We start from the raw sequence: 5,595 nt of genomic DNA, 5'->3' as shown, positions 1-5,595 counted from the left end.
GATGGTATGATAGCGGGGCGAGGGGGGCATAACGACTCCATAGGGTATGGTTTGGGTTGGCACGCAAAGCATACCCGTTTTGCGCGTTCTGTCCACCTCGCCACAAAAGTGACACCTGTTGAGGGGCAAGCGCCGTGAGGTAAGGCGGCCTGCTCACCGCCGTCCAGGTTTCGGTGTAGGCAGTGCTGCGCAGAGCAGGGCGGCAGTACTTTGCTGCAAAGTAGATCAGCTTCGAGCCATCTGGCGAGAGATCGCAGCGCTTCTCGTAGATGCGCCCTTTGAACCACTGACCATAGGTTAGCGTATCAGCCTTGGTATCCCATGCGATCAGCTGCGTCCACTTCGTCGGCCCGCGCCGAAAAATAACGGCCACATCCGCCTCGCGCGCAAACAGCGCGTGCAGCCGACATGGCGGGTTAAGCGGTTGCTTCATCGTCCTCTCGCTTTCGCTCGGTCAGTCCTCGCTGCCTCACAGGTCGCGCCACGATCTGGGGCGGATGGCCAGCAGCGCCAGCAGCGGGGCCGCCGTAAAGCCCGCGCCTATCAGCCCAAGCAGCACCGGCCCAACCCATTCCGTCGCCGCGCTCCCCGGCCCATCCAGTCGCACCGCCTCTGGAAACAGCGGGTCGTAGCGAATATCCACGCTATCGCCGATAGCGTAGGCAGGCGGGTTGCTGCTACCATACATCTCCGACCGCTGCATCTCCTCACTCGGCAGCAGAAACTCAACCACAAACGCAAGATATGGATCATCCTCAGAGTCGTAGCGCTGCTCCACATCCACCACGCGCCCGCGCGCGCTCCGCTCACGGTCGAGCACAGCCCTAGCGTTCGACGCCATCAGCCCAGCCACCACCAGCAGGATAATCCCGACCAGCATAAAGGCCCCAAGGATGATCAGCACGAAGTGGCGCGCTGCCCAGCTCTCTCCGTCGGCGGTGGACTGCCGCTGTTTGCCTCGGCCCATGTTCCATCCCTCCCGCATAGCCATCGATCCCACTGGTCCAACATCAATTTAAACGCCCGCCGCAGATGGCATTTGGCCAGCGCGAGCCTGCGGGAGACAGATAGTGCTCACAATAGCAGTTTGCTCATCTTGTGCGACTGCCCTAAGCTCGCCGCCGTGCAGCCGGATGATCAGCTCAGCGGTTGAGATAAAGCTGCCAGGCCAGATGGGATCATCAAACTGTATCCTGTACGGGCACACAGTCACACACTGAAGCATCACACTGCCATCTTCTATATCAGCAATCAGCGATATAGCTCTATTCAGATCCCAGTAAGAATCAAGGGAGAGCAGCGCAAGGCAAAGCGCATCTTCCAAAAGCTGCGGGTCGCCCGCAAGAAAGATTGGGTAGCTTGGAAGCGTCACGCGCAGCGCAATATCAACCAGAGCGAGCCGCCGCTCAACTTTGGCACACAGCGTATCCAGTGCTATCTGCTGTCTGCGTATCGGCAAGCTGACCGCACGAATATGCGCGTTGATACGCGACCAGTGCAGCATAGCCATATCGGCAAGCTGCACAAGACCGAGCAAGATGCGAAGCGTATCACTCTTGAGCAGAGGGGCTACATCATCCCGTAGCTGGCGCGTATCGGCGCGGATACAATCCAGCAGCATACAACATTCAGCCCCATGCTCTATAAGAAAAGCGATAAAGGTGCTGCCATCTATTTCATTTCATGGAGAAATGGGTGCTGTGACAAACGATGCCAAACCGCGAGCAATTGGTTCGCACAAGCGGTAATCGACTCTAGAACCATCAGATGGCGCGTTTCCCATGCACCATCTATCACACGGAGCAGATCGGCATAGCTTCGAATGCGGCTAGCACCTTCAATGCCTTCATATCGCCATGTTGTTACAATAGACGCATAGTCTATTGGCAGATACAATTGCATATCTCCTCCCATATACATCCTACGCCCCATCCGCCGCCGCTCCGCGCCGCCACGCCGCACCCTCTAGCACCTGCTCGCGCCCCCAGCCCTGTGCCAGCCACTCATTCAGCACCGCCGCCGCATCCTCCAGGCTCGGCACCAGCGTGTGCGCCTCCCACCACAGCGCCTTCGCCATGTCCACCTGCTCCTTGAGCAGCACGCGGTAGCCATACGGGCGCAGAATACACATAACCTTGGTCCCGATCTATCTCTAAATAATGCTTCGGCTACTGTAAAATTGCATACCGTAGATCACAAAACGCTATTATCAATACTTCCACCTACACACAACATTCAAGCAATGTATCTTTGAGTAATTGACCATCCAGTTTTGTGGTTAGAAAATATCTGATGATGTCATATCCGACTCCTCAGTTCATAGTCAAAGCTATATATCATGGCGCAATGGCACCCACCTCGTCTATCACCTAAGCAAAGGCGTTATTCGCCCACGCTTCAAAAAGATCGATCCCTCGTTTGACCAAGTAAAGTAACCTACGTATAATTGCGGACGAGCCAAAGCATGCTAGCTGAATTACTAAACATCGCATCGTACCACCGATACAGAGAAAAGGCGCTCTTTCAATAACTGTCTTTTTTTAACAGGGCAGATTTGACAGGGGGTAGATGTATAAATAACAGCCATCTTGCTTACTCACCACAGCATCAGATATGGCGCAGCACGGTTATTTCTCACAAGCTAGGCCCAGCTTCATATCCAGGTATCTCTGGTAATTTTGGTCAGCACACCTTTCATAGCAAAGGGGAACTATCAAATGAATCGCCAGGCGACTACTTGCCCGGTATGTGATAGCACGCATGTATCTCAAAAATATCATAAGTTTAGCCTGACCATGTATCAGTGCAGGCGCTGCACGGTAATATTTACCTCGCCCCAGCCAAAGCAGGAAGATATTCTTGGAAGGTACTCCAAAAATTGGTTTGAGCAAGAGTATCTTCCTTCTTATGGAATAAACCCCGAGACCCCAAACCTTGAGCCGCTCAGCGCTCGTTTCTCCAGCGAGATAAAGCCGCTTGAGCTGTTCTATCAGAGTGGGAATATTCTTGACATCGGCGCAGGCGCGGGCTTATTCCTAAGCCAAGCCAAGAAGCACAACTGGAAGGTTCATGGAGTAGAGATCTCCTCATATGGGCCAGCATACGCAAAAAAGCACTTTGATATTGACATCTTTCAAGGAGATCTATTTGACTCCGAGTTCCCCGATGACTATTTTGATGTGGTCATCCTACAAGATACTATCGAGCATGTCCCTGATCCGCTGCGCATTATGCAGGAGATAAACCGCATCCTCAGAATCGGAGGCGCGGTGATCATCTCAACTCCAAATTTTGATAGCATCTCGCGAAAAATATTTCAAAAACACTGGTCGCTTATCAGCCCATCCGAGCACTTATTTCTCTTCAACATGAAGTCAATGCTCTACCTTCTAAGGAAAACCGGATTTAACCCCTACACGCTGCATACCAGCCAAGATGTTCATGACAATCTCTTTCATGCTGGGCAGAACCCACTGGCGCTCCAGGCAAGGAAAACTTTCCTACAGATTGCTAGGCAAAAACTTGCGCCTCACCTTGTGATCAAGCTCTCGCTAGGCACCGAGCTTCACTCAATTGCAGTCAAAAGCGCTAGCATCTTTTAGAAGCCAGAGCCGTCCTGCAACGATCAGGCTCTTGTCGGCAAGCGAGCAGCTATAGATCGCACCACAAGCGGTGCACAAGGCTGCGCATAGAATCAGGAGGCGGCGTAGGGTCAGGTAGCAGCAATGATGGTGCTACCCATCACGCCGCCCGGCATATGTACGGCAACAGTGCTGGCCTGGCGCAAAGCAGTGTCTTGATTGCAAGATCATCACGCACCTCATGCGGGCCAAGAAAAGCAGCGTGGTTCCGTTAGAGGTTATCGCAGCATATCGATGGGTCGCCACTGCAGCTCCCAGGTATGGCGCAGCTGTGTGCACATTGCGCCACAACGTCTGGACCATATTTGCCAGTAAATCGGTTAGCCAAGCAATTGAACAATATGTCTCTTTTCTTGCCCTACCCAATACAATAATCGGCTGGCGCTATTGTAGGCTTATTCCGGCACGTCGCATACCGCTGCCAGGTGGCATAATCATCACAATCGGCAACCTGGGGAGCAAAACAGGCATAGCTTACGCTTCATCCGCCCGACCCAACGCTTCATCCGCCCGACCCAACGCTTCATCCGCCCGACCCAACGCTTCATCCGCCCGACCCAACGCTTCATCCGCCCGACCCAACACTTCATCCGCCCGACCCAACACTTCATCCGCCCGACCCAACGCTTCATCCGCCCGACCCAACGCTTCATCCGCCCGACCCAACACTTCATCCGCCCGACCACATGAAAGTTTAGCGCACTGTGGCAAGCCCTTAATATACTAACTGCTACTTTCACTCTTAAAATACCGGCATTCCCCATTAACACAATTTAAACACTGTTTCAAAAAAAGTGCACATTCGATATCGTTTTGCCTATAACACCTGACAGTATCCACGCTACTATACCTACAGATCGGACGTCGGTCTTTCAGCTCCATTCATCTTGAAAGGAAAGACACATGGCGGTTCCTCTGCGCAAGAGCTTCACCCAAGTTCAGCTTAACGACGAGCGTGACATCATCGAGGGCATCCTGCAGATCGGCACGTACACCCCGCCCCCTGGCCTGCCCACCCTGGAAGAGCTGCGCACCATGAACGTCGACGTGCAAGAAAGCCTCGACGAGATCACTGCGCTGGAAAAGGCGCTTGAGGCCGCGCGGAATATGCTGCTAGGGCGGGCGCAGATACGCCATGAGGCGCTGATGCGCACTAAGTCGCAGCTGATCGCATCCTACGGGCGCGACTCGAACATCCTGCTGACGGTCGGCATCAAGCCGCTGGGCGACTACAAGCGGGCTGCGCGCCGCAATACGGATGACGAGGAGACGCCCACTGACTCTACGCCTACGACGTAGGCATCAATAAAAATCCCTCTCTCCTCGCAGCACACCCGCTGGTTTGGGCACCGGCGGGTGTGCTGTTGCAATAGACCCTCGATCAGCCCTAGGGCAAGGTGTACAGAGCAGCACAACCATGCTATGCTCTGTGCAAGAAAGGGAAGCGCCAGCACGCCCCAGCGCCAGCATTACGCAGCAGCGCCACTACCCCGCGCTGGCCAGCGCAAGTAGGAGGAACCAAACAGATGCCCCTAGACGACGGGCAGAAGCCCCAGCCGCTGTTTTTTGCCACCCCTGCGGAGTTCCGCGCGTGGATGGCGCAGCACCACGCCGAATGCAGGGAGGTAGTGATCGGCTTCTACAAAAAAGGCAGCGGGCAGCCGAGCATCACGTGGCCCGAGTCGGTGGACGTGGCGCTATGCTACGGGTGGATCGATGGCGTGCGCAAGTCGCTCGATGAGCGCAGCTACACCATCCGCTTTACGCCGCGCAAGCCCACCAGCAGCTGGAGCGCGGTGAATATCGCGCGCGTGCAGGAGCTAGAGGCCTCAACAGGTGTCACTTTTGTGGCGAGGTGGACAGAACGCGCAAAACGGGTATGCTTTGCGTGCCAACCCAAACCATACCCTATGGAGTCGTTATGCCCCCCTCGCCCCGCTATCATACCATCATG

At 54.7% G+C, this 5,595-nt stretch carries 7 protein-coding genes and 1 pseudogene; 3 read left to right on the top strand and 5 right to left on the bottom strand.

The genetic code is table 11. The features are described from left to right. The 4 genes from F8S13_27540 to F8S13_27525 all read right to left on the bottom strand — a co-directional run. Nucleotides 1–433, bottom strand: a 433-nt coding sequence (locus F8S13_27540) for a hypothetical protein (GenBank protein KAB8139584.1), incomplete at its 3' end; no start/stop codon positions are given. A 36-nt stretch (nt 434–469) separates the two neighbouring features. Next, nucleotides 470–991: a DUF3592 domain-containing protein gene (locus F8S13_27535; protein KAB8139583.1), complete on the bottom strand. Its 522-nt coding sequence runs from the start codon at nt 989–991 to the stop codon at nt 470–472. Nucleotides 992–1,015: 24 nt separating this feature from the next. Then, nucleotides 1,016–1,621 carry a hypothetical protein gene (locus tag F8S13_27530; GenBank protein KAB8139582.1) on the bottom strand — a complete coding sequence of 202 codons (606 nt, stop codon included), beginning with the start codon at nt 1,619–1,621 and terminating at the stop codon, nt 1,016–1,018. 300 nt (nt 1,622–1,921) lie between these two features. Further along, the gene (locus F8S13_27525; GenBank protein ID KAB8139581.1) at nt 1,922–2,131 is read right to left on the bottom strand and encodes a hypothetical protein; all 210 of its coding nucleotides are present in this window, start codon (nt 2,129–2,131) and stop codon (nt 1,922–1,924) included. Nucleotides 2,132–2,717: 586 nt separating this feature from the next. Here F8S13_27525 and F8S13_27520 point away from each other — a divergent pair. Continuing rightward, on the top strand, nt 2,718–3,602 hold the full coding sequence (locus tag F8S13_27520; GenBank protein KAB8139580.1) for a class I SAM-dependent methyltransferase: 885 nt from the start codon (nt 2,718–2,720) through the stop codon (nt 3,600–3,602). A 513-nt stretch (nt 3,603–4,115) separates the two neighbouring features. Here F8S13_27520 and F8S13_27515 read toward each other — a convergent pair. Next, a complete protein-coding gene (locus tag F8S13_27515) occupies nt 4,116–4,361 on the bottom strand; it encodes a hypothetical protein (protein ID KAB8139585.1) in 246 nt (81 codons plus the stop codon). 183 nt (nt 4,362–4,544) lie between these two features. Here F8S13_27515 and F8S13_27510 point away from each other — a divergent pair, with 183 nt between their 5' ends. Both F8S13_27510 and F8S13_27505 read left to right on the top strand, forming a co-directional pair. After that, complete coding sequence (locus F8S13_27510; GenBank protein ID KAB8139579.1) at nt 4,545–4,940, top strand: hypothetical protein; 396 nt, start codon at nt 4,545–4,547, stop codon at nt 4,938–4,940. Between the two features lie 227 nt (nt 4,941–5,167). Beyond that, nucleotides 5,168–5,464, top strand: a pseudogene (locus tag F8S13_27505) (bacteriocin-protection protein). Nucleotides 5,465–5,595 lie beyond the last annotated feature (131 nt).

Source organism: Chloroflexia bacterium SDU3-3 (assembly GCA_009268125.1).
GTDB lineage: Bacteria > Chloroflexota > Chloroflexia > Chloroflexales > Roseiflexaceae > SDU3-3.
This window is presented reverse-complemented; position numbering and strand designations above follow the sequence as displayed.